Annotated in this window: 22 protein-coding genes; 11 read left to right on the top strand and 11 right to left on the bottom strand. The window is 70.2% G+C overall.

Features of this window, described 5'->3' with window-relative positions; genetic code table 11:
- Positions 1-10: 10 nt before the first annotated feature.
- The gene (locus ACYVLT_RS01740) at positions 11-931 is read right to left on the bottom strand and encodes a carbohydrate ABC transporter permease (RefSeq protein ID WP_461118270.1); all 921 of its coding nucleotides are present in this window, start codon (positions 929-931) and stop codon (positions 11-13) included.
- Positions 931-2,175 carry an ABC transporter substrate-binding protein gene (locus tag ACYVLT_RS01745; protein WP_461118271.1) on the bottom strand — a complete coding sequence of 415 codons (1,245 nt, stop codon included), beginning with the start codon at positions 2,173-2,175 and terminating at the stop codon, positions 931-933. The genes ACYVLT_RS01740 and ACYVLT_RS01745 overlap by 1 nt, the downstream gene beginning before the upstream one ends.
- A gap of 271 nt (positions 2,176-2,446) precedes the next feature.
- On the opposite strand from ACYVLT_RS01745, the gene ACYVLT_RS01750 reads away from it, so the two are divergent.
- Positions 2,447-3,481 carry a LacI family DNA-binding transcriptional regulator gene (locus tag ACYVLT_RS01750; RefSeq protein WP_461118272.1) on the top strand — a complete coding sequence of 345 codons (1,035 nt, stop codon included), beginning with the start codon at positions 2,447-2,449 and terminating at the stop codon, positions 3,479-3,481.
- Positions 3,482-3,505: 24 nt separating this feature from the next.
- Here ACYVLT_RS01750 and ACYVLT_RS01755 read toward each other — a convergent pair whose 3' ends face one another.
- From ACYVLT_RS01755 to icmF, 6 genes are all read right to left on the bottom strand, one after another.
- Positions 3,506-4,447: a hypothetical protein gene (locus ACYVLT_RS01755; protein WP_461118273.1), complete on the bottom strand. Its 942-nt coding sequence runs from the start codon at positions 4,445-4,447 to the stop codon at positions 3,506-3,508.
- The gene (locus ACYVLT_RS01760; RefSeq protein ID WP_461118274.1) at positions 4,444-5,001 is read right to left on the bottom strand and encodes a hypothetical protein; all 558 of its coding nucleotides are present in this window, start codon (positions 4,999-5,001) and stop codon (positions 4,444-4,446) included. Before ACYVLT_RS01760 ends, ACYVLT_RS01755 begins: the two co-directional genes overlap by 4 nt.
- Before the next feature lie 199 nt (positions 5,002-5,200).
- Positions 5,201-5,398, bottom strand: coding sequence for a hypothetical protein (locus tag ACYVLT_RS01765; protein WP_461118275.1), 198 nt, complete (start codon positions 5,396-5,398; stop codon positions 5,201-5,203).
- Positions 5,395-5,757, bottom strand: coding sequence for a hypothetical protein (locus ACYVLT_RS01770; RefSeq protein ID WP_461118276.1), 363 nt, complete (start codon positions 5,755-5,757; stop codon positions 5,395-5,397). Before ACYVLT_RS01770 ends, ACYVLT_RS01765 begins: the two co-directional genes overlap by 4 nt.
- Positions 5,729-6,292, bottom strand: a complete 564-nt coding sequence (locus ACYVLT_RS01775) for a hypothetical protein (protein ID WP_461118277.1) — start codon at positions 6,290-6,292, stop codon at positions 5,729-5,731. Before ACYVLT_RS01775 ends, ACYVLT_RS01770 begins: the two co-directional genes overlap by 29 nt.
- A gap of 83 nt (positions 6,293-6,375) precedes the next feature.
- The gene (gene icmF / locus ACYVLT_RS01780; RefSeq protein WP_461118559.1) at positions 6,376-9,612 is read right to left on the bottom strand and encodes a fused isobutyryl-CoA mutase/GTPase IcmF; all 3,237 of its coding nucleotides are present in this window, start codon (positions 9,610-9,612) and stop codon (positions 6,376-6,378) included.
- Positions 9,613-9,840: 228 nt separating this feature from the next.
- Between icmF and ACYVLT_RS01785 the strand changes: the two genes are divergently transcribed.
- The 4 genes from ACYVLT_RS01785 to ACYVLT_RS01800 all read left to right on the top strand — a co-directional run bounded on the left by ACYVLT_RS01785 (position 9,841) and on the right by ACYVLT_RS01800 (position 12,157).
- Entirely contained in the window at positions 9,841-10,005 is a 165-nt protein-coding gene (locus tag ACYVLT_RS01785; protein ID WP_461118278.1) for a hypothetical protein, read from the top strand.
- Positions 10,006-10,080: 75 nt separating this feature from the next.
- On the top strand, positions 10,081-10,698 hold the full coding sequence (locus tag ACYVLT_RS01790; RefSeq protein WP_461118279.1) for an alpha-ketoglutarate-dependent dioxygenase AlkB: 618 nt from the start codon (positions 10,081-10,083) through the stop codon (positions 10,696-10,698).
- 70 nt (positions 10,699-10,768) lie between these two features.
- Positions 10,769-11,596 carry an MBL fold metallo-hydrolase gene (locus ACYVLT_RS01795; RefSeq protein ID WP_461118280.1) on the top strand — a complete coding sequence of 276 codons (828 nt, stop codon included), beginning with the start codon at positions 10,769-10,771 and terminating at the stop codon, positions 11,594-11,596.
- 186 nt (positions 11,597-11,782) lie between these two features.
- On the top strand, positions 11,783-12,157 hold the full coding sequence (locus tag ACYVLT_RS01800; protein WP_461118281.1) for a DUF4345 domain-containing protein: 375 nt from the start codon (positions 11,783-11,785) through the stop codon (positions 12,155-12,157).
- On the opposite strand, the gene ACYVLT_RS01805 is transcribed toward ACYVLT_RS01800, so the two are convergent.
- A complete protein-coding gene (locus ACYVLT_RS01805; RefSeq protein ID WP_461118282.1) occupies positions 12,108-12,581 on the bottom strand; it encodes a winged helix-turn-helix transcriptional regulator in 474 nt (157 codons plus the stop codon). The genes ACYVLT_RS01800 and ACYVLT_RS01805 overlap by 50 nt on opposite strands.
- 173 nt (positions 12,582-12,754) lie before the next feature.
- Complete coding sequence (locus ACYVLT_RS01810; RefSeq protein ID WP_461118283.1) at positions 12,755-13,903, bottom strand: AI-2E family transporter; 1,149 nt, start codon at positions 13,901-13,903, stop codon at positions 12,755-12,757.
- A gap of 226 nt (positions 13,904-14,129) precedes the next feature.
- On the opposite strand from ACYVLT_RS01810, the gene ACYVLT_RS01815 reads away from it, so the two are divergent.
- Positions 14,130-15,134: a glutathione S-transferase family protein gene (locus tag ACYVLT_RS01815; protein ID WP_461118560.1), complete on the top strand. Its 1,005-nt coding sequence runs from the start codon at positions 14,130-14,132 to the stop codon at positions 15,132-15,134.
- A 536-nt stretch (positions 15,135-15,670) separates the two neighbouring features.
- Positions 15,671-16,054: an SH3 domain-containing protein gene (locus tag ACYVLT_RS01820; protein ID WP_461118284.1), complete on the top strand. Its 384-nt coding sequence runs from the start codon at positions 15,671-15,673 to the stop codon at positions 16,052-16,054.
- A gap of 148 nt (positions 16,055-16,202) precedes the next feature.
- Here the strand turns inward: ACYVLT_RS01820 and ACYVLT_RS01825 are convergent, their stop codons facing one another.
- The gene (locus tag ACYVLT_RS01825) at positions 16,203-17,261 is read right to left on the bottom strand and encodes a LacI family DNA-binding transcriptional regulator (protein WP_461118285.1); all 1,059 of its coding nucleotides are present in this window, start codon (positions 17,259-17,261) and stop codon (positions 16,203-16,205) included.
- 299 nt (positions 17,262-17,560) lie between these two features.
- Here ACYVLT_RS01825 and ACYVLT_RS01830 point away from each other — a divergent pair, with 299 nt between their 5' ends.
- The 4 genes from ACYVLT_RS01830 to ACYVLT_RS01845 all read left to right on the top strand — a co-directional run bounded on the left by ACYVLT_RS01830 (position 17,561) and on the right by ACYVLT_RS01845 (position 23,553).
- A complete protein-coding gene (locus ACYVLT_RS01830) occupies positions 17,561-19,954 on the top strand; it encodes a beta-xylosidase/alpha-l-arabinosidase (RefSeq protein WP_461118286.1) in 2,394 nt (797 codons plus the stop codon).
- Positions 19,951-20,940 (top strand): ABC transporter permease, encoded by a 990-nt coding sequence (locus ACYVLT_RS01835; RefSeq protein ID WP_461118287.1) that lies wholly within the window; start codon positions 19,951-19,953, stop codon positions 20,938-20,940. The genes ACYVLT_RS01830 and ACYVLT_RS01835 overlap by 4 nt, the downstream gene beginning before the upstream one ends.
- Entirely contained in the window at positions 20,937-21,872 is a 936-nt protein-coding gene (locus ACYVLT_RS01840; RefSeq protein WP_461118288.1) for a carbohydrate ABC transporter permease, read from the top strand. The genes ACYVLT_RS01835 and ACYVLT_RS01840 overlap by 4 nt, the downstream gene beginning before the upstream one ends.
- Before the next feature lie 85 nt (positions 21,873-21,957).
- Positions 21,958-23,553, top strand: a complete 1,596-nt coding sequence (locus ACYVLT_RS01845; protein WP_461118289.1) for an ABC transporter substrate-binding protein — start codon at positions 21,958-21,960, stop codon at positions 23,551-23,553.
- Positions 23,554-23,595: the final 42 nt, after the last annotated feature.

Below are 23,595 nucleotides of genomic sequence, written 5' to 3' on the forward strand. Positions count from 1 at the left end.
TCCAGCCCTCTCAGTCGGTCCGGATGCGGCGTGCGGCCAGGTAGCTCAGCCCGGTGATGACGACCGTCGCGATGAGCAGCAGCCACGCGATGGCCGACGCGTAGCCGAAGTCGAACTTCGCGAAGCCCTGCTCGTACAGGTAGAGCGCGGCGGTCTGGAACTGCCGGTCCGAGCCGCCGGTCGCCGCGCCCGCGCCGGGGTTGAACAGCAGCGGCTCGGCCAACAGGCGCATGTTGCCCGCGGTGGCGATCACGGTGGAGAAGATGATCTGCGGCCGCAGCATCGGCACGGTGATCCGCCAGAACTGCTGCCACGCGCTCGCGCCGTCCAGCCGCGCCGCCTCGTACACGCTGGTCGGGATGGCCTGCATGGATGCCAGGAAGATCAGCGCGTGGTAGCCGGTCCAGCGCCACACCACCATCGCGGCGATGGCGGTGTGGGAGCTGCCGGTGCCCGCCTGCCAGTCGACCCGGCCGGCGCCGAACAGCTCCAGCGCCCAGTTGATCAGGCCGAAGTCACGGCCGAACAGCTGCGCGAAGATGATCGTCACCGCCGCCACGGAGGTGATGTTGGGCAGCAGCACGCCCATCCGGAAGAACGTCCGGCCGCGCAGCCGCCGGTTGAGCAGCTGCGCGATGCCGAGCGCGAACAGGATCTGCGGGACGGTGGTGAGCAGCCACAGGCTCAGCGTGTTGCCCATGGCGTTCCAGAAGTACGGGTCCGCGGTGAGCAGTTCGACGTAGTTGTCGATGCCGATGAAGGTGGCCGCGTCGCCGTCGAGCAGGTTGCGGTCCTGCATCGACACCCACGCGGTGTAGAGCAGGGGGAACAGGCCGAACACCGCGAACAGCAGGAAGTACGGCGCGATGTAGGCGTACGGCGCGTACCGGATGTCCCACCGGTGGCGGCGTTCGCGCCAGTCCGTCTTCATCAGTCTTCGAGCCTCTTGACGTCGCCGACGAACTGCGTCCACGACTCGTCCGGGCTCTGCTTGCCCTGCTCGACGCGCTGCATGGCGTTGCCGAGCTCGGTCTGCACGTCACCGGCCTTCGGGCCCTGGTACTGCGGCTTCAGCGCGCGGGCGGCGTCGGTGAACACCTTGCCGGTGGGCGCGTTGTTGAAGAACGGGTCCGTCTTCTGCGCGACCGACTGCTCGCTGTAGAGCTTCGGCGCGGACGGCAGGAGGCCGGCGGTGGCGAAGACCTTGGCCTGCTGCTCGGGCGCGGTGAGCCAGGTGGCCAGCGCCACGGCCTTGTCGACGTTCTTGCCCTGCTTGGGCACGGTCAGGTAGGAACCGCCCCAGTTGCCGCCGCCGCCGGGCACGGCCGCGAGGTCCCACTTGCCGGCGGTGTCGGGCGCCTGGTCCTTGATCTTGGCCATCATCCAGGCCGGGCAGGCGAGGGTGGCGAACTGGCCCTGCTTGAAGCCGGTGTTCCAGGCCGGGGTGCTGTGCAGCAGACCGGCGGACAGGCCGTTGGCGACGCCTTGGGCGACGAGGCTCCAGCCCTTCTTGATGTCGGCGTTGTCACCGACGACGATCTTGTCGTCCTTGTCGTAGTAGCCGGTGGGCGCCTGGCCGACGATCGCGTTGAGCACGGTCGGCCCGCCGTCGAAGAACTTCGCGCCGGCCGGCGCCTTGGCCGCGAACCGCTCGCCGGTGGCCATGAACTGCTCCCACGTGGGCCACAGCGCGGAGACCTGGTCGCGGTCGGCGGGCAGGCCCGCGGCCTCGAACAGGTCGCGGCGGTAGCAGATGGCCAGGCCGCCGACGTCGGTGCCGTAGCCGATCTGCTTGCCGTCCTTGGACAGCGAGCCCTCCCACTTCCAGTCCAGCCAGCGGTCCTTGACGTCGGACTTCAGCTCGACGAACTGGCCGGGGTTGGCCTTGAACTGGTTGATGTAGCCGACGTCGACGGCCTCGACGTCGGCGGCGCCGTTGTTGGTGGCGAGGTGGGCGGCGAGGTTCTTGTGGTGGTCGGAGTAGGAGGCGGTGCGGTCGGTGATGTCGACGTCCGGGTGCGCCTTCTCGTACTCCTCGAACAGCTGCTGGTAGCCGAAGTTGCCGAACAGCCCGATGGTGATCCTGGTCTTGCCGTCGCCGCTGCCGCTGCCGCAGCCGGCCAGCAGGCTCGCGGCCAGCAGGCCGACGCCGACCAGGGTCGGAGTTCGTCTCATATCGCGGCTCTCCCTCTACCTCACAAAGCGGGCCTTATTCGGGCACGCCGGACCCGCGCAGGTCGTTCCGGGGGTTTCCGGCGAATTCGACCGGGATCTGCGCCCGGCCGGTGTGGTCTACATGACAGCCGTTTCCACGCGATACCGTCAAGTAACGAACAGATAACCTCACCGATCGAGCGCTCCGACGTTTCCGCAGGTGATACCGTGTCCACCCTGGTCAGGACACCCTGACGGAGGGTCTGTAAGCGGTTACAAAGAAAGGCGGGAGATGACCACGATCCGTGAGATCGCCCAGCTGTGCGGGGTGTCCGTGGCGACCGTTTCGCGCGTTTTCAACCAGCCGCTGACGGTCAGCAAGGAAAAGCGCGAAGTGGTGGAGCGGGTGGCCCGCGAGCTGGACTACCGGCCCAACGAGTCGGCCCGCGCGCTGGCCACCAAGCGGTCGGGGTTGATCGGTCTGGTGTGGGACACCGACCACCGCAGGCCGGGCTGGCGGCACCCGTACCTGCAGGAGCTGCTGATCGGGTTGAAGTCGGCGCTGAGCGCGCACGGCTACCACCTGCTGATGCTCGCCACGAGCGGGTCGGCCGCGCTGCGGGCGGTCGGCGCGTCGCTGGCCGACCCGGTGGCGTACGTGAACATGACCAGGCGGCACCACCTCGGCGGGCTGGTGCTCATCGACAGCGGGTCCGACGCCCCGGCGTTCGCCGCGTTCGCCCAGTCCGGGCTGCCGTGCGTGGCGGTGGACGTGGCCGTCGACGGTCCCCGTGCGACGTACGTGACGTCGGACAACGTCGGCGGCGCGGCGATGGCGGTGCGGCACCTCGTCGACACGGGCCACCGCCGGATCGCCACGATCACCGGGCCGCGCACCAACCGCCCGGCCGCGGACCGGCTCGACGGCTTCCGCGCGGCGATGGGCGAGGCGGGTCTGGCCGTGCCGCCGGAGTACGTGGTGGAGGGCGACTTCTACCGGCCGAGCGGGCAGGCGGCGATGCGGTCGCTGATAGCGCTGCCCGAGCCGCCGACAGCGGTGTTCTGCGCGAGCGACGAGATGGCGGTGGGCGCGTTGCTGGCCGCACGCCACGCGGGCCTGCGCGTGCCGGACGAGCTGGCCGTGGTGGGGTTCGACGACATCGAGCTGGCCGCCCTGGTCGACCCGCCGCTGACCACGCTGGCGCAGGACAAGGCGGGGATCGGGGTGGCCGCGGCACGGGCCGTGCTGACCATGGTGCACGGCGGCGACAAGCCGTCGCCCGCGTTCCTGCCGACCAGGCTGGTGGTGCGGGCCTCCAGCCGGTGAGCGGCGGTCAGCACCACGGCGGCGTCAGCACGACGGCGCCGGTCTGCTGTCCGGCGGCCCGAACTCCAGGCGCAGCGAGTCGGTGCGGGGCACGACGAACGCGGTGCCCGCCGACGATCCCCACGTCGCGGGCAGGAACACGTACTGGCCGCCCGACTGGAGCAGCAGTTTCAGCCCGTCGTAGCGGTACTGGTAGGCCGCGTCGGCCTGCGCGCAGGACACCTGGCGCACGCCCTCCCCGGTCAGGTTCAGGCTCTGCTTGCTGTAGACGACCACGGCGGGCATCTGCGGCACCCGTACCTCGGTCTCGGCGCCGCGCCGCGTGCCGACCGAGGACGAGTAGTCGCCGACGGACCAGAACAGACCGATGCTGACCAGCAGGAACGCCGCCAGCGACTCCACCACGCCGAACGCGGAACCCCGGCGTCCCCGGCCAGCGGTGGCACCCCACTGCCGCCAGGCGAACGCCAGCAGCACGACGCCGACCGCGAAACCCAACCCCGGCAGGCCCGGGTAGACGCGGAACGGCTCGGGGTCGACGGTGATCGGCACCGCCACCGCGAGCAGGGCGAGCCCGAGCAGGGCGGCGACCGGCGTGCACACGTGCAGCAACACCGCCCACCGCCGTGGCGACAGCCGCGCCCTGAGGTACCGGGCCAGGAACGTGACGGCCAGGACGGCGATCGCGATACCGGCCAGCGGCATGAACAGGCCGTCCGCGCCACGCGCCAGGATCTCGTCCGGGGTCTGGCTGAGCAGGGTGTAGTGCACCCGGAAGTGGGCGAAGAACACCTGCGTGGCCACCAGGCCGAAGAAGTACAGCAGTGCCGTGAGCAGGGTCGTGTTGGCGACCACCGACGCCACGATCCGCAGCGCCCGCCCCGGTCCCGTCTGCGGGTCGGTGGGGTCGGGCGCCGCCTGCGGCGCGGGTGTGGCGACCGACCGGCGGGTGCCGGCGGTGCTCATCCCTCGCCGCCCACCGTCGGCACGGTCGTGGTGGTGGTCGGTCCGGCCGGCTCCTCCGGTTCGGGCTCCCCGGGTTCGGGTTCGCCGGGTTCGGGTTCGCCGGGCGCGGGCTCCTCCGGTGCGGGCTCCTCCGTGACGGGTTCGTCCCGCTCGGGTTGGTCGCACGTGAGCCCGACGAACAACGTGATGGTGCCGCCGGGGTACACGGTCGTCGGCGAGGCCGACCGGAAGCACTTCTCGCCGTCCTGCGTCGTCGAGTACGCGAACTTGATCCCGCACAGGGTCGCCCGGCAGTGGGGCGGCAACTCCGCCGCCACCCGTTCCTCGATCACCCTCCGCACCCGCTCGGGGTGCAAGCCCTGGAGGTTGGTGGGGTCGTAGGTGATCGGACTGCCGGGCACCCCCGGCAGGTCGTCCTTGTCGGTCTTGGGCGTGTCGCGCGTGGTGGGCTCCCCCGGCGCGGGGGGTGCGACCGTCCCCGGCTCCGCGGGTGCGGTGCCCACGTCGGGCTCCCCCGGCGCCGCCGACTGGATGGTGGTCGCCTGCCCGGACACCGGCCGTCCGGGCTCCTCGGCACAGCCGGCCACCAACGCACACGCCAGAATTGCGAATGATCCTCCGGTTATCCACTTCATCGGGCTTCACCGCCCCGGGTTGCTCCTTTGGGTTCACTCAATAGGAGTTTCGGAGCAGGGGTTCAGATACGAGCGGCCGAACATCGGGGCGGGAACCGCGCAGTCGTCCTGCTGTCCTTCAGGCCGCGTTGTCGGGGCAGCGCAACGCCGGCTCCCACACCCGGCGGGCGCCGTCCTGGTCACCGAGCCCGGCCAACGCCCGGCCGCAGTAGAACAGGTCGCGGGCGACTTCCTCGCGGTGCGCGGGCGGGTCGTCCAGCTCGTCCGCCGGCACCTCGGCGAACAGCTCCGCCGCGGTCCGCCAGTCCCCCGTCACCACCGCCGCACGGGCGCGGTACCTGTCCAGCAGGTCGGACCGACCGCTGTCGCGGTACCACCGGTCCTCGACCAGCGCACTCCGGTCGCCCGGCCCCGCACCTCGCCCACCGTCTGCTCGACCCGCACGTCCAGGTCGGCGCCCATCACGCCGGGCCGGAGCGCGGCGAGCTGGTTGCCCAGCCGGATCAGCAGCGACTTCGCGTCCCCACCGGCCGACGACCCGCCTCCCACCTTGCCCGGGAAGTACCGGGGCGACACGCCGAACCGTCGCGCGACCACGTGCTCGAAGAGCAGCTCGGCCTCGGTGAGGCGGTGTAAGCCGGGTCGGTCACCCGCCGATCCGATCCACGTCCACACCGACGACCTCGCCGCCCTCGGCCACCTCGTTGGCCCGCACGGACGCGCGCACGGTGGCGCCGCCGGTGATCGCACGCGCCCGGACCGCCGCCGCGTACCCGGCCACGACGTCCACGTCGATCTCACCCTCGACCACCGGGCCGGAGGACGCCCGCCGCTCGCCGCGGAACGTGATGCGCTGCCCGTAGACCGCCTCCAGCAGCGCGCGCACCGCGTCGGCCGACTCCAGCAGGTCCCGGTCGTCCGAGGCGATCGGCTCCACCCCGTCGGCGTAGTCCTGGAGCTTGCGGCGCAGCTCCCGCAGGTCGGGCTCGACCCGGTCCAGCACCGCGCCGTCGGCGCGCAGCGGCAACCGCAGCTCGCCCTCCAGCTCCGGCACGTCCGCCGGCTCCACCTCCACGGCACCGACCCCGGCCGCCTCGTCCCGGCGCTCCCGACGCCGCCGCAGCAGCTCCGTCGCCTGGCCGTACAGGAACTTGATGCCCTCGGTCAGCGCCGCGGCGCCGAGCACCGAGAGCGCGAGCGGATCCGTCATGCTCCCCCTCCCCGATCTGGTGACCGAAAGGGTAGTACCGCGAATCCGCCTCGCGGCAACGAGCCGATGGCCCGGCCGACCGGTCAGACGTTGCGCCGGTACTGGCCGCCCACCTCGAAGAACGCCTCGGTGATCTGCCCCAGCGTGCACACCCGCGCCGCGTCCACCAGCACGGCGAACACGTTCTCACCCGACGCCGCCGCCTCCTTCAACCGCCGCAACGCGGGCTCCGCCTCGGCCGCGTGCGCCACCGCGAACGCCCGCGTCCGCTCCACCTGCGACCGCTTCTCGTCCTCCGTCGCCCGCGCCAACTCGATGGTCACGTGCTCCCGCCCGCCGTCCTCCGGCAGGAACGTGTTCACCCCGATCAACGGCAGCGAACCGTCGTGCTTGCGCTGCTCGTACAGCATCGACTCGTCCTGGATCCGACCCCGCTGGTAGCCGGTCTCCATCGCACCCAGCACACCACCGCGCTCGGAGAGCCGGTCGAACTCCGCCAGCACCGCCTCCTCGACCAGGTCGGTCAGCTCCTCGACCACGAACGAGCCCTGCAACGGGTTCTCGTTCGCCGACAGCCCCCACTCCTTGTTGATGATCAGCTGGATCGCCATCGCCCGGCGCACCGACGACTCCGTCGGCGTCGTGATCGCCTCGTCGTAGGCGTTGGTGTGCAACGAGTTCGTGTTGTCGTACAGCGCGCACAACGCCTGCAACGTCGTCCGGATGTCGTTGAAGTCCATCTCCTGCGCGTGCAACGACCGACCGGACGTCTGCACGTGGTACTTGAACTTCTGCGACCGCTCGTTCGCCCCGTATCGCTCGCGCATCGCGACCGCCCAGATCCGCCGCGCCACCCGGCCGATCACGCTGTACTCGGCGTCCATGCCGTTGGAGAAGAAGAACGACAGGTTCGGCGCGAAGTCGTCGATCGCCATGCCCCGCGCCAGGTACGACTCCACGTAGGTGAACCCGTTCGCCAGCGTGAACGCGAGCTGGCTGATCGGGTTCGCCCCCGCCTCGGCGATGTGGTAGCCCGAGATGGACACCGAGTAGAAGTTGCGCACCTTCCGCCGGATGAACCACTCCTGGATGTCGGCCATCATCCGCAACGAGAACTCGGTGGAGAAGATGCAGGTGTTCTGCCCCTGGTCCTCCTTGAGGATGTCCGCCTGCACGGTGCCCCGCACCGTCGACAGCGCCCACGCCTCCAGCTCCGCCGCCTCCTGCGCCGAGGGCTCCCGCCCGTGCTCGGCGCGGAACTTGTCGACCTGCTGGTCGACCACCGTGTTGAGGAAGAACGCCAGGATCGTCGGCGCCGGACCGTTGATCGTCATCGACACCGACGTGGACGGCGCGGTCAGGTCGAACCCGGCGTAGAGCGCCTTCATGTCGTCCAGCGACGCGATCGACACACCCGACGTGCCGATCTTGCCGTAGACGTCCGGCGGGGTGTCCGGGTCGCGCCCGTACAGCGTCACCGAGTCGAACGCGGTCGACAACCGGGTCGCCTCCGACCCCTTCGACAGGTACTTGAACCGGCGGTTCGTGCGGAACGCGTCACCCTCCCCCGCGAACATCCGCGCCGGGTCCTCACCGTCCCGCTTGAACGGGAACACCCCCGCCGTGTAGGGGAAGTGACCGGGCAGGTTCTCCTTGCGCAGGAACCGCAGCAACGTGCCGTCGTCCTCGTAGCGCGGCAACGACACCCGCCGGACCTTGTTGCCGGACAACGTCTCCCGGGTCAGCTTGGTGTGGATCTCCTTGTCCCGCACCCGCACGACCATCTCGTCACCGCTGTAGGCGTCCACCACCCCCGGCCACGACGCCAGCAGCTCCGCCGACACCGCGTCGACCTGCCCGCGCGCCGACTCCACCAGCGCCGAGATCGCCGCCGTGTCGTGCCCGGCCGCCTCCAGCTCCGCCCGCGCCGCCACCAGGTGCGCCACCCGCCGCACCGCGTCCACGTGCGTCTCGGTGGCACGGTGGTAGCCCCGCACCGTCTCGGCGATCTCGGCCAGGTACCGCACCCGCGTCGCGGGCACCACCGTCGCCGCCGACGTCGAGACCTTGCCCGACACGACCGGCAACGCGCCCTCGGCCACGTCCAGCCCCCGCTGCCCCAGCTCGCCGCGCAGGTGCTGGTACAACGCGGTCACGCCGTCGTCGTTGAACGTCGCCGCGGACGTGCCGAAGACCGGCATGTCCTCCCACGACACCCCGAACGCCTCCCGGTTGCGCACCAGCTGCCGCGCCACGTCCCGGCGCGCGTCCTCCGCGCCGCGGCGCTCGAACTTGTTGATCGCCACCGCGTCGGCGAAGTCCAGCATGTCGATCTTCTCCAGCTGCGACGCGGCGCCGAACTCCGGCGTCATCACGTACAGCGAGAGGTCCACGAACGGCACGATCGCCGCGTCACCCTGGCCGATGCCCGGCGTCTCCACCACGATCAGGTCGAACCCGGCCGCCTTGCACGCCACGATCGCGTCGGCCAGGCCGTCGGGCACCTCCGAGCCCGCCCGGCGGGTCGCCAGCGAGCGGAAGAACACCCGGTCGCCGTCCAGGCAGTTCATCCGGATCCGGTCGCCGAGCAGCGCACCGCCGCCGCGGCGGCGGGTCGGGTCGACCGCCAGCACCGCCACCCGCAGCTTGTCCTGCTGGTCCAGCCGGAACCGGCGCACCAGCTCGTCGGTCAACGACGACTTGCCCGAACCACCCGTGCCCGTGATGCCCAGCACCGGCACCGGGCGCTCCGCCGCCGCACGCGCCATCCGCTCGCGCACGTCCCCGGGCAGCGCACCCGCCTCGATGAACGTGATCGCCCTGGCCAGCACGTCCTCGCTGCCGGTGAACAGGCCGTCCCACGACGACGGCGGGCGCTCGGCCAGCGGGTGGTCGCACGCCTCCACCATGGTGTTGATCATGCGGGCGAGGCCGAGCTCCTGACCGTCGGCCGGGGAGAAGATCCGCGCCACCCCGCGCGAGTGCAGCAGCTCGATCTCCTCGGGCACGATGACGCCGCCACCGCCGCCGAAGACCTTGATGTGCCCCGCGCCGCGCTCGGCCAGCAGCTCGACCAGGTAGCTGAAGTACTCGACGTGCCCGCCCTGGTAGGCGCTGATCGCGATGCCCTGCACGTCCTCCTGCACGGCCGCGGCGACGACCTCGCGCACCGAGCGGTTGTGCCCCAGGTGCACCACCTCGGCGCCCTGGGACTGCAGGATCCGGCGCATGATGTTGATCGCGGCATCGTGCCCGTCGAACAGGCTGGCCGCCGTCACGAAGCGGACCGGGTGCAGCGGGGTGTGCAGCGGGGTGTGCAGCGGGGCAGCGGTCACGACTGGCTCCTTCGGCAGCGCGGAACTGCCTCCAGATTACTAGGACATCCGTCTATCGGAAGCACTAGCGAGTTGTGCGCCGGGTCACCAACGAGTGGCGAACCCGGACGAATCGGACCTATTCCGCCCGACGTCGATCCTTTTCGCAACCCTGGCCGTAGGTGTCCTAGAGCACGCGTGTAACTTCCGTCCAAACGGGGTAGAGGATCTTCCATGAGCAGCACACCTATCTACGACGAGCTGGCCGCCATCCTGCTCGCCGACCACCCCGGCACCGCGGACGCGGCCGCCGGGAAGCAGCAGACCGAGCCGGTCGACGATGCCTCCAAGCCGGTCCGCACCGGCGGTCGGCGGCGCAAGCCCGAACCGGACGCCTGAGCTTTTTAGTCAACACTGAAGCTATAGAACTCATTGGGGTCGAACACTTGTTCGACCTCGCGTTATGCTGCTGCCATGCAGGTGTCGCTGTTCGACGACGGCGCCGAGGCGCCGGGGCTGCGCCCGCTGACCGGTGTGCGGCGGACCGCGCTGGGTGACGGCGCCTGGGTCGACGTCCTCCCCGGCTGGCTGACCGGCGCGGACGCGCTGTTCCGGAGCCTGGCCGACGAGGTGCCCTGGCGGGCCGAGCGCAGGCAGATGTACGAGCGCGTGGTCGACGTCCCGCGCCTGCTCTGCTTCTACGACGAGCACGTGCCGCTCCCGGACCCCGTGCTGACGCTGGCGCGTGCCGAGCTCAGCGCCTGGTACGCCGAGGAGCTCGGCGAGCCGTTCCGCACCGCCGGCCTCTGCTACTACCGCGACGGGCGCGACTCCGTGGCCTGGCACGGTGACACCATCGGGCGAGGTTCCACCGAGGACACGATGGTGGCGATCGTGTCCGTCGGCACGCCCCGCGCGTTGGCGTTGCGCCCGCGTGGCGGCGGCGCGACCGTGCGGTACGCGCTGGGCCACGGCGACCTGATCGTGATGGGCGGGTCGTGCCAGCGGACGTGGGAGCACGCCGTGCCCAAGGCGACCGGGGCCGTCGGCCCGCGCATCAGCGTCCAGTTCCGCCCGCGCGGCGTGCGCTGACCCGTCCGGCGCTCCGGCCGACCCGGACATACCCTCGACGGCTCACCACACCTCGGGGATTGGACACCCGATGAACATCAACAGAGTCCGGCGCGACATCAGCGTCATCGCAGATCACGTCGAGGTGCCCGGAATGGGGTTCCTCACCGTCAACGCCTTCGTGCTGCACGCGAGCCAACCCGTCGTCGTCGACACGGGCCTGAGCCTGCCGAACCGCCGTTTCGTGGACACGATCAGTGCCGTCATCGACCCAGCCGACGTCGAGTGGATCTGGCTCACCCACCCCGACCGCGACCACACCGGCGGTCTGTTCGACCTGCTCACGGCCGCGCCCAAGGCGCGGGTGATCACGACCTTCATCGGTGCGGGCATCATGTCCACCGAACGCCCCCTGCCGCTGAACCGCGTGTACCTGCTCAACCCGGGCCAGACCATCGACGTGGGCGACCGGCGGCTGACCGCGCTCCGCCCGCCGCTGTACGACAGCCCCGCGACCGTGGGGTTCCACGACGACCGCAGCGGCGCCCTGTTCAGCTCCGACTGCTTCGGCTCCCCCGTGGCGACCGTCGAGAGCGCCCTCGCCGACGACGTCGCCGCCATCCCGTCCGCCGACCTGCGCGCAGGGCAGCTCCTGTGGGCCTCGGTGGACAGCCCGTGGGTGCACTCGGTCGACCGGAACCTCTACCTCGACACGGTCGCGCCGCTGCACGCCATGAACCCGGAACTCATCCTCAGCGCCCACCTGCCGCCGGCCGTGGACCGCACGGGGGAACTCCTGCGGACGCTCTCCGAGGCGCCCTCGGCGGACGCGTTCGTCGGCCCGGACCAGGCCGCCCTGCAGCAGATGCTCGCCTCGTTCGAACCGACACCGACCTCGGTTCCCCCGGCCGCGAGCTGAGCCGCACCGGCACCCGCCGGCCGCCACCGCGTGCCCGCTGAAGTCCGCTGAAGTTACCCGGTGGTACCGTCACGCCGGGGAGCTTGATCGTGACGCGGGATCTCCTTCTGCCGCACGACGTCCGCCGGCTCCGGCGGATCGGCCGAGGTCGGCGGAGGTCGGCGCGCTCGGACGACGGGGGTCGCAGTGAAGGCGTTCCAAGCGGTGGTGGCGGTGCTCGGGCTGTTCGCCGCGGTCACCGGGTTGCTGGAGGTCGTGCTCGGACCGACCGTGCTGCTGCCGGGTAGCCCCGAGCCCGGGCCGACGCTGGACAGCAACTACCGGTTCTTCTCGGCGATGTGGCTCGCGATCGGCGTGGCGCTGCTGTCGGTGGTGCCCCGCGTCCGCGAGGCCACCGCGGTGCTGCGGTTCGTCAGCGCGGCCGTGTTCGTCGGCGGGCTGGCGCGGCTCGTGTCCTGGCTGACGGTCGGTCAGCCGCACGCGTTGATGCTGGTGCTGCTCGCCGTCGAGCTCATCGTCGGGCCCGTCCTGGTGTGGTGGCAGCGTCGTTTGACCGCCTGACCACGGTGCCGGGCGCGACCTCCTGCTCGCAGCAGTCGCAGATCATCCGGGTGCGGACGGTCCCGCCGCAGCCCGCGTGCTCGGCCACGCTCGGCGGACCGGTGGGCGTCGGCAGGTGGCGGTCGCCCCAGGCGGTGAGCGCCAGGATCACCGGTGTCAGCTCGCGTCCCCGGGCGGTGAGCCGGTACTCGTGGCGCGGCGGCCGGTCCTGGTAGGGCACGCGTTCCAGCACGCCGTACTCGACCAGGCCGTTGAGGCGGTCGCTGAGCACGTTGCGCGCGATCGGCATGCGGTTGAGGAAGCCGTCGAACCGGGTGACGCCCGACAGGGCGTCCCGCACGATCAGCAGCGTCCAGCGCTCGCCGACGACCTCAAGTGTGCGTGCGACGGAGCAGACCTGGTCGTCGTAAGTGCGTCGGAGCATCTCCGCATGATAACCACGGGTTTCTGCACGAAACCGAGTCATCCGGTGATCCGATTGCCGGCCGTGATCGAGGCGTCGCGGTCAGCGATGCTGATCACGTGGGGTGGGCCCTGGCGTCCCCTATTCTGGGAACGCTCTCACTTCGTGGACACCTCCCCTCGCGACACTTCGGTTCACCGGACTTCGTCGCCGGGGGCGCGATCCGGTTCGTCCGGTAGGTCCGGCGCGCCGGGTTGCGGCGCGGTCCGCCCGTCGATGACCTCGCCCAGGTACCGCAGCACGACCGCGGCGGCCGCGACGACCGGCACGGCGAGGAACGCGCCCGCGATGCCGTAGAGGGTGCTGCCCGCGGTCACGGCCAGCAGCACGACGGCGGCGTGCAGGCGCAGGCTCCGCGACTGGAGCACCGGCTGGAGCACGTTGCCCTCCACCTGCTGCACCACCACCACGATCACCAGCATGATCAGCGCCGTGGTCGGGCCGTTGCTCACCAGCGCGACGAGGACGGCCAGGGCGCCCGCGATGAACGCGCCGACGATCGGCACGAAACCACCCAGGAACGTCAACGCGGCCAGCGGGACGGCCAGCGGCACGCCCAGCACGACCAGGCCGAGGCCGATCAGCACCGCGTCCACCAGGCTCACGATCGCCTGCGTGCGGATGAAGTCGCCCAACGTGGTCCAGATCCGGTCCAGCACGACGGTCACGTGCCCGCCGGCGCGCTCGCCGATCACCCCGCGCAGCCACGGCGTGAACCGGGGCCCGTCCTTGACGAACAGGAACGCCAGCAGCAGCGCCAGGATGCCGGTGACGATGCCCGAGGTCACCGTGCCCACCCCGGTGATCAGGCCGTTCGCGATCGAGCCGACGCTGGACTGCAGCTGGTCGATGCCCTGCTGGAGCAGCTGGTCGAGCTGGCTCTTGCCGAGGTTGAGCGGCGGACCCGCCATCCACTCCCGGGCCTGCTGGAGGGCGCGGGTGGCGCTGTCGGCGATCTCGGGCACGCCGGAGGCGATCGAGGACGAGATCAGCGCCAGCACGCCGCCGAGCACGGCCAACCCGACCAGCAGCACGATCGACGCGGCCAGCGCGGCGGGCACACCGCGCCCGCGCAGCCACCGGGCGGGCGGCCACAGCACGGTCGTGATCAGCAGGGCGAGCAGCACCGGCATGACCACGACCCACAGCCTGCCGATGAGCATCCACAGCAGCACGAAGCCGATCGCGACCAGCGCCAGGCGCGTGCTCCACCGGGCCATCCAGGTCACCGCGTGCCCGATGGCCTCACCGCGATCGGTCCAGCGGCGGTCTCCAGCGCTCACGTGTCCCCATCCCTCCACCGCGTCGCGCCGTGCGGCGCCTGTGCGGCAGCCTGCCAGAACCGCGCGCGCCGATCGTGTCGCCCACCCCGTGTCAGGCTCCCCGTTCTGTCCGGGCGGCTCGGCGGACAAGAGGCCCCGGGGCGTAGGGGGACGTAGGCTCACGGACGTGAGTGAGACTTCGGCAGCCGCGGTCGGCAGTGGGAATCCCGAGCACCGGCGGGGTGGGATGTACTCGGTGAAGGGCAAGGAGTACACCCGCGACACGCGGTACATCACCACGCGGATCACGGTGGACGGGCGGGACGGGTTCCCGGTCGAGGCGGGCCGCTACCGGTTGGTGGCGGCCCGGGCCTGCCCGTGGGCCAACCGGTCGATCATCGTGCGGCGGTTGCTGGGGCTGGAGGACGCGATCTCGCTCGGGTTGCCGGGCCCGACGCACGACGAGCGGTCCTGGACGTTCGACCTCGACCCCGGCGGGCGGGATCCCGTGCTGGGCATCGAGCGGATCCAGGAGGCCTACTTCAAGCGCGACCCCGAGTACCCGCGCGGCATCACGGTGCCGGCCATCGTCGACACGACCACGGGCGCCGTGGTGACCAACGACTTCGCGCAGATCACGCTGGACCTGTCCACGCAGTGGCGCGACCACCACCGGGAGGGTGCGCCCGACCTGTGGCCGCAACGGCACCGCGACGAGATCGACGCGGTGAACGAGCGGGTCTTCACCGAGGTCAACAACGGCGTGTACCGGTGCGGGTTCGCGGGCAAGCAGGAGGCTTACGACGAGGCGTACGTCCGCCTGTGGACCGCCCTGGACTGGCTGGAGGACCGCCTGCGCGACCGGCGCTACCTCGTCGGCGACACCATCACCGAGGCCGACGTGCGCCTGTTCACCACGCTCGTGCGCTTCGACCCGGTCTACCACGGCCACTTCAAGTGCAACCGGAACAAGCTGGCCGAGATGCCGGTGTTGTGGGCCTACGCCCGCGACCTGTTCCAGACTCCCGGGTTCGGCGACACGGTCGACTTCACCCAGATCAAGCAGCACTACTACGTCGTGCACAAGGACATCAACCCGAGCGGGATCGTGCCCGCCGGGCCGGACCTGTCCGGCTGGGTCACTTCGCACGGACGGGAGGCGCTCGGCGGTCGCCCCTTCGGCGACGGCACCCCACCGGGCCCGGTCCGCGACGGCGAACGGGTGGACCCGGCGCACACGCCGCTGCGCTGAGACCGCATCTCGTCGGGGTGGTTGTCGGGTAGGCGAAATCGAACGGTCCGTGCAGCCGACAGAGTCCTGCGCCGCAACCGGGCCCGCTGTCGGCCACAGCCACCGTTCTCGATCCGGTGGTGCTCCACGCGCTGACCATCTCAGGTGTCGTCGTCGCCTCGGCCGTTGCGAAGTATTCGAGGTGGCCGTTCACCGACGCACAACGCGAATACATCGCCGGCAATGTGGCCCGACTCGGTGCGACGACTCGAACCGTCGATCACGGTGCCCTGCCGCAAGCCGCGGCTGGGGAGGAACTTCCGGAGACACCGCCGGACATACGACGATGAGCAGTCCGATCGGCTCAATCAGACGGTATTCCGTTCCTGATCGGGCAGACCGGTCGATCGGTGGGAAGTTTTCGTGTAATGCTTGTAGCGCGGGAGATGTTCTCCTGTCACCAGGGGGACTCGGGGGAGTCCACGTCGCGTCGACTTTCAACGCGGATGTCCGTCGCCATGCCGGCTTCTGGTGTCTGTGATCAAGGGGGCACAACCATGTCTACTCGAACACGTCTGCTCGCCGTCACCGGTGCCACCGTCGCCCTGGCGACGATGTTCGCACTCCCGGCCGGGGCCGCGTCGTCCAAGCCCGGCAACGAGGTCGGCTCGGCACATGCGCCGTGCGGAACCACCGCGCCCGACAAGGACTCCAGCTCGTGGCTGGCCACCGCCAGAACCGCGGCCAAGCAGCGCAGCGGATCGTCCACGTCGTGCGAAGCCCTGGGCACCGTACAGACCTCCGACCGGCTGGACTACCACTGCTACACATTCGGCCTCGACGACTTCACCTGGACCTACCTGCGCAACGTCCGCACCAACGTGGCCGGTTGGGTCCGTGACGACCTGCTGAAGGACGGCGGCAGCGGCGTGCTCTGCTGACAGCGGAGTTCCCGGCGGGTCGACTCCGCGACGTCTCTGTCGCGGAGCCGACCCGCTCAGCTGTCCGGCCACCGCGACACCGAAGAGCCACCAACAGCCCTGGGCGATCAACCAGTCGACTCTGCGGCCAACGGCGACGACCAGTGGGCTAAGCCGAACGGGGCGGGCACGTGCTCTCCCGCACCACCAGTTCCGTGGCGAGGTCTATGCGCTCGTTCGGCGGGCGCTCGCCGCGCGCCAGGCTGAACACCATCTGCGCCGCCGTGGTCGCCATCTCGCGCAGCGGCTGGCGCACGGTGGTCAGCTGGGGCCCGATCCACTCGCTGACCGACAGGTCGTCGTAACCGACGATCGACAGGTCGTCCGGAATGGACAGTCCGAGTTCACGGGCCGCACGCATGACGCCGAGAGCCTGGAAGTCGGAGCCGGCGAAGATCGCGGTCGGCGGGTCGGGGCGGCCGAGCAGCTCCATGCCGTGCCCGTAACCGCCCTGGACGTAGAAGTCGCCGTAGCGCACGAAATCCGGGTCCACGACGACGTTCGCGTCCTCCAGCGCGCTGCGGTAGCCGTCCACCCGGGCCCGGCTGCACAGCATGGTCGTCGGCCCCGAGATGACGGCGATCCGGCGGTGCCCGAGCGCGAGCAGGTGCCGGGTCGCGGCCAGGCCGCCCGCCCAGTTCGCCGAACCCACCGTCGGCACGCCGGGCGGCGGCTCGCCGGCCGTGTCCACGAACACGAACGGGATGTTGCGCGTGGTGAGCTGACGGCGCTGCTCGGCGTCCAGCCCGGCCAGCACCAGGATCACCCCGAGCGGCCGGCGGGCCAGCAGGTCGTCGAACCACTCGCGGCGCGGCCGGTGCTCCCCGCCGAGTTCCGACAGCACCACGGCGGCGCGCTCGTTGGCCGCGGCCAGTTCCACGCCGCGGATGATCTCGGTCGACCACGCCGAGTGCATCTCGTGGAAGACGAGGTCGATGAGCGCGGGCCGGGACGACTGGCGTGACCGCCGCCGTCGGTACCGGTGCTGTTCGATGATGCTCTCGACGCGGGCACGCGTGTCCGGGGCGACGTCCGGGCGTCCGTTGAGGACTTTCGAGACGGTCGGGATCGACACGCCCGCCTCGGCCGCGATGGACGAGATGGACGCCGCGCCCTTCACGGTCTTCTCCGGCACCGCGCCGGCGTCCCGCTCGGTCGACGAACTCATGCTGCCCCCTGTTCGCGTCCGGCAGGTGCCCCGAACACCGATCTAAAGTTTCGACGGCCGAGCGTAAAGGTTCGACCTTTCGTTCTCCAGCATGGCAGCTCACAGCGTCGATCATTGACGTTTTCAGGGCGCACTTCGGGCCCTGTTCATACCTGTGAACTGCGAAGACACAGGAAGGACACGGACTGTTGACGTCGTGCGGAGATCCTCCTACGGTCTCCACACCGGACCGGCGTGTCGGAAGTTACTTCGATAGTTTCGGTCTTCACGAGGACGTGATCGGGGGTACCTGGTCGATGATGAACAGGACGACGGAGGTCGCGGCGACGCCGGTCGGCGATGCCGGTCGGACTGCCGCCGACCGACCGAGCGCGGTGTGGCGGGACGTCACCCGGCCCGTCGCGGAGCGGGTCGAAGCGCTCGTGGGCGCGATGACGCCGGAGGAGAAGCTCGCCCAGCTCGTCGGTGTATGGGTCGGCGCCGACCCCTCCGGCGCGGGCGTCGCACCGCACCAGCACGACATGACCGCCGACCCGGTGATCTGGGACGACGTCATCTCGGCCGGCCTCGGCCAGCTCACCCGCCCGTTCGGCACCCGGCCCGTCGACCCGGTCGCGGGCGCCCGTTCGCTCGCCGCGTCGCAGCGCCAGGTGGCCGAAGCCAACCGGTTCGGCATCCCGGCGCTGGTGCACGAGGAGTGCCTCACCGGTTTCGCCGCCTGGCAGGCCACCGCCTACCCCGCGCCACTGGCCTGGGGCGCGTCGTTCGACCCGGACCTGGTCGCCGAGATGGCCGGTCTGATCGGCCGTTCGATGCGCGCGGCGGGCGTGCACCAGGGATTGGCGCCGGTCCTCGACGTCACGCGTGACTACCGCTGGGGCCGCACCGAAGAGACCATCGGCGAAGACCCGTACCTCGTCGGCACGGTGGGCACGGCGTACGTGCGCGGCCTGGAGCGGTCCGGGGTCGTCGCCACGCTCAAGCACTTCGCCGGCTACTCGGCCTCGCGCGCCGGGCGCAACCTCGCCCCGGTGGCCATCGGGCCGCGCGAGTTCGCCGACGTGGTCCTGCCGCCGTTCGAGATGGCCGTCCGCGACGGCGGCGTGCGGTCGGTCATGCAGTCCTACACCGAGATCGACGGCGTGCCGTCGGCCGCCGACGCCGGCCTGCTCACCACGCTGCTGCGCGACACCTGGGGCTTCGACGGCACGGTGGTCGCCGACTACTTCGCGATCAAGTTCCTGCAGACGCTGCACGGTGTCGCCGAGGACGAGGCGCACGCCGCCGCGCTGGCGCTGACCGCCGGAGTGGACGTGGAGCTGCCCACCGTCCGCTGCTACGGCGCGCCGTTGCGCGAGGCGGTCGAGCGCGGCGACGTGGACGAGGCGCTGGTCGACCGGGCGTTGCGCCGGGTGCTCCACCAGAAGGCCGAACTCGGCCTGCTCGACCCGGACTGGTCGCCGCTGCCCGACCACGTCGAAGACCTGCGGCTGGACTCGCCGGAGGCGCAGGAGGTCGCGCTCCGGCTGGCGCGGGAGTCCGTGGTGCTGCTGGCCAACGACGGCGTGCTGCCGCTGCGCCCGGGCTTGGAACTCGCCGTCGTCGGCCCCCTGGCGGACGACCCGATGGCGATGCTGGGCTGCTACTCGTTCCCGGCGCACATCGGCGTGCACCACCCGGACGCCGGGCTGGGGCTGGAGATCCCGACCGTGCTCTCCGCGCTGCGCGACGCCGTGGACGGGACGGTGACCCACGCGAAGGGCTGCGAGGTCTCCGCCGAGCCCGACGCCGACGACATCGCGGCCGCGGTGGCCGCGGCCGCCGCTGCGGACGTCTGCGTGGTCGCCGTCGGCGACCTGGCGGGCCTGTTCGGGCGCGGCACGTCGGGCGAGGGGTGCGACGCGACCGACCTGCGCCTGCCCGGTGCGCAGGCGGACCTGGTCCGCGCGGTCCTCGCCACCGGCACGCCGGTCGTGCTGCTGCTGATCACCGGACGGCCGTACGCGATCGGAGACCTGGCCGACGGCGCGGCGGCGGTCGTGCAGGCGTTCTTCCCGGGGCAGCTCGGCGGCCGGGCCGTCGCGGACGTGCTGACCGGCGCGGTGGCGCCGTCGGGTCGGCTGCCCGTCGGCATCCCCGCCGACCCGGCCGGTCAGCCCGGCACCTACCTGTCCGCACCTCTCGGGCGGCGCACCGAAGTGTCCAACGTGGACCCGACGCACGCCTTCCCGTTCGGCCACGGCCTGGGCTACGACACGTTCACCTGGTCGGCCGTGCGGGTGGTGTCCGGCGGCCGGCCGTGGCGCACCGACGGCGAGGTGGAGCTGGAACTGGACGTGCGCAACCCCGGCGCCCGTCCCGGCGCGGACGTGGTGCAGCTCTACCTGCACGACCCGGTCGCACAGGTGACCCGCCCGGTCGTGCGGCTCGTCGGCTACGCGCGGGTGGAGCTGGACGGCGGCGCGTCGGCGCGCGTCACGTTCCGCGTCCCGGCCGACGTCACGTCGTTCACCGGACTGGCCGGGCGACGGGTGGTGGAACCGGGCGCCGTTCAGCTGCGCGTGTCCCGGTCGAGCGCGGACGTGCACGAGGCGGTGGACCTGCGGCTCGTCGGGCCGCCGCGCGAAGTCGACCACACGCGGCGTTGGCTCACCGCCGTGTCGGTCGCCCACGAGGAGGTGGAGCGGGCATGACCACCCAGATCAGCGAACCGGCCGCCGAAGCCGCGCCGGACCAGCCAGGGAAACCGCCGAAGGCACCGAAGTCACCCCGGTACAAGACCACGTGGCGCAAGGCGTGGAAGCGCGATTGGCAGCTCTACACGCTCGTCATCGTCCCGTTGCTGTTCTTCCTGGTCTTCCGCTACGCCCCGATGCTCGGCAACGTGATCGCGTTCCGCAAGTTCGTGCCGGGCGGCAGCATCTACGGCGAGCAGTGGGTCGGCCTGCGGTACGTCAAGCTGTTCATCAGCGACCCGAACTTCTGGGAGGTCTTCGGCAACACGATGGTGCTCGGCGCGCTGTCGCTGCTGTTCACCTTCCCGCTGCCGATCGTGCTCGCGCTGCTGCTCAACGAGGTCCGCTCGCGCTACTTCAAGCGGTTCGTGCAGACGGTGTCCTACCTGCCGCACTTCCTGTCCATCGTGATCGTGGCCGGCATGGTCATGCAGCTGGTCTCGCTGGAGGGCACGGTCAACCAGATCGTGCGCGCGTTCGGCGGCGAAGCGGTCTCGTTCATCCAGGACCCGAGCTGGTTCCGCTCGATCTACGTCTCCTCCGAGGTCTGGCAGACCGTCGGCTGGGGCACGATCCTCTACCTGGCCGCGTTGACCACGATCGACGCGCAGCTCTACGAGGCAGCCCGGATCGACGGCGCGAACCGGTGGCAGCAGACCTGGCACGTGACGCTGCCCGGCATCCGCCCGACGATGGTGACGCTGATGATCCTCAACATCGGCACCTTCATGGCGGTCGGGTTCGAGAAGGTCTTGCTGCTGTACAACCCGCTGACCTATCCCACCGCGGACGTCGTCTCGACCTACCTCTACCGGGTCGGCCTGGTGTCCAACAACTTCAGCTACGCCGCCGCGATCGGCCTGTTCGAGTCGATCATCGGCCTGACGCTGATCCTGTCCGCCAACGCGATCTCGCGCCGAGCAGTGGGGACGAGCCTGTGGTGACCACCGACCCGACGCGCCTGATGGAGCGGATCGACAAGCCCGTCGGGGCACGCCGCACTTCGCTGGACGACTCGCGCGGCTACCGGATCTTCCGCGTCGTCAACGTGGTCGTGCTGCTCGGCGTGGTAGCGGTGACGCTGTACCCGTTCGTCAACATCGTCGCGCAGTCGTTCAGCAGCGAGGTCTACATCCGCACCGGCCAGGTCAACCTGGTGCCGCGCGGGTTCAACCTCGACACCTACAAGCTCGTGGCGTCCGACTCGGCGTTCTGGAACAGCTACCTCAACACCGTCATCTACACGGTGACGGCCACCGCGATCTCGATCGTGCTCACCACGATCTACGCGTACGTGCTGTCCAAGCACCGCCTCAAGGGCCGCGGCCTGCTCGTCGGCATCGCGGTGTTCACCATGTTCTTCAACGGTGGCCTGATCCCGAACTACGTCCTGGTGAACGGGCTCGGGATGACCAACACGATCTGGGCGATCGTGCTGCCGAACGCGATCAGCGTGTTCAACCTGCTGGTGATGAAGGCGTTCTTCGAGAGCCTGCCGGTGGAACTGGAGGAGGCCGCCGCGATCGACGGCCTGAACACCTACGGCATCCTCCTGAGGATCGTGCTGCCGCTGTCCAAGGCCGTGCTGGCGACGATGATCCTGTTCTACGCGGTGGCGAACTGGAACTCCTGGTTCCAGGCGTTCCTCTACCTCGACCGGGCCGACCTGTTCCCGGTGACGGTGTACCTGCGCAACATGATCGCCGGCGCCACCTCGGCGACGTCGGTCGGCGCCGTCGAGACCAACGCGGTGGCCATCTCGGCGAACATCAAGGCTGTGACGATGGTGCTCACGGTGCTGCCCATCGTGGCTGTTTACCCCTTCATCCAGCGCTATTTCGTGTCGGGCGTGATGCTCGGCGCGGTCAAGCAGTAGCGCGTCCGCTTCAGTCGACGACGGTGTCAACACCTGAGGAGAGAGCACGATGCGAACGAAATGGAAGCGCACGCTTCTGACTCTCGTGGCCGGCAGCCTCGTGGTCAGCCTGGCGGCGTGCAGCGAGGAAGGCGCGGGCGCGGGCGGTGGCGTCAACCTCGACGGCAAGAAGACCGCGTCGATGGCGGACTACAAGACCGGCACGCAGTTCAAGGCCACCGAGCCGCTGGACGTGAGCCTGCTCTTCCTGGACCAGTCGCACTACCCGCTCAAGGAGGACTGGCTGCTGTGGCAGGAGGTCAGCCGGCGGACCAACATCACGATCAAGCCGACGGTCGTGCCCTACAGCGACTACGAGCAGAAGCGCGGCCTGCTGATCAGCTCGGGTGACGCGCCCACGATCATCTCCAAGACCTATCCCGGCCAGGAGGAGCCGTTCGTCTCCTCGGGCGCGATCCTGCCGGTGAGCGACTACCTCGACCTGATGCCGAACTTCAAGGAGAAGGTCGAGAAGTGGAAGCTCCAGCCGGAGCTGAACACGCTGCGCCAGGAGGACGGCAAGTTCTACGTGCTGCCCGGCATGCACGAGAAGGTGCAGCAGGACTACACGCTGGCGTTCCGCACCGACGAGTTGCAGCGCCTCGGCCTGCAGACGCCGAAGAACTGGGACGACGTCTACACCGTCCTCAAGGCGATCAAGGCCGCGCACCCGGACGTCTACCCGCTGTCGGACCGCTTCGAGGGCAAGTCGATCCTCAACATCGCGGCCCAGACCTACGGCGCCCAGGCCGGCTGGGGCTACGTCAAGAACTCCTTCTGGAACGAGGAGAAGCAGGCGTTCGAGTTCGCCGGCGCGACCCCCGAGTACAAGGAGCTCATCGAGTTCTTCCACAAGCTCGTCTCCGAAGGCTTGATGGACCCGGAGAGCTTCACCCAGAAGGACGACGCGGCGATCCAGAAGTTCGCCAGCGGCAAGTCGTACGCGATCAGCAGCAACGCGCAGAACATCGTCAACGACTACCGGCCGAACGTCTCCAAGATCCCCGGCGCGACGGTGGCCAAGATCCCCGTGCCGGCGGGCCCGAACGGCGACGTCCTGCGCGGTTCGCGGCTGGAGAGCGGTCTGATGGTCTCCGCGAAGCTCGCCGAGAGCGACAAGTTCGTCGCCACGATGCAGTTCATCGACTGGCTGTGGTACTCCGACGAGGCCCAGGAGTTCACCAAGTGGGGCGTCAAGGACACGACCTACACCAAGGACGGCTCCGGCAAGCGGACGCTCAACCCGGAGATCGCCTTCGGCGGCATCAACGTCGGCGCGCCGAAGAACCTCCAGCGTGACTTCGGCTTCCACGGCGGTGTCTTCAGCTACGGCGGCGCCACCGAGCTGGTGCAGTCGATGTTCACCGAGGAGGAGCTCGCCTTCCAGAAGACCCTGGCGAACAAGAAGCAGCTCCCGCTCTCCCCGCCGGCGCCGCTGAGCGAGGAGGAGCGCGAGCGCGCGGGCCTGTGGGAGACGCCGCTCAAGGACCTCGTCACGCAGTCGACGCTCCAGTTCATCCTCGGCCAGCGCGACCTCTCGACGTGGGACGCCTACGTCAAGGAGCTGGAGGCCAAGGGCTCCAAGGACTACATCGATCTGGTGAACAGCGCGCACAAGCGCTACAAGGAGAAGAACGGTTAAATCTGCCGCTGCTCCGCAGACGGCGGCCAAGTCGCGTCGGTC

The organism is Saccharothrix stipae, from assembly GCF_054781895.1.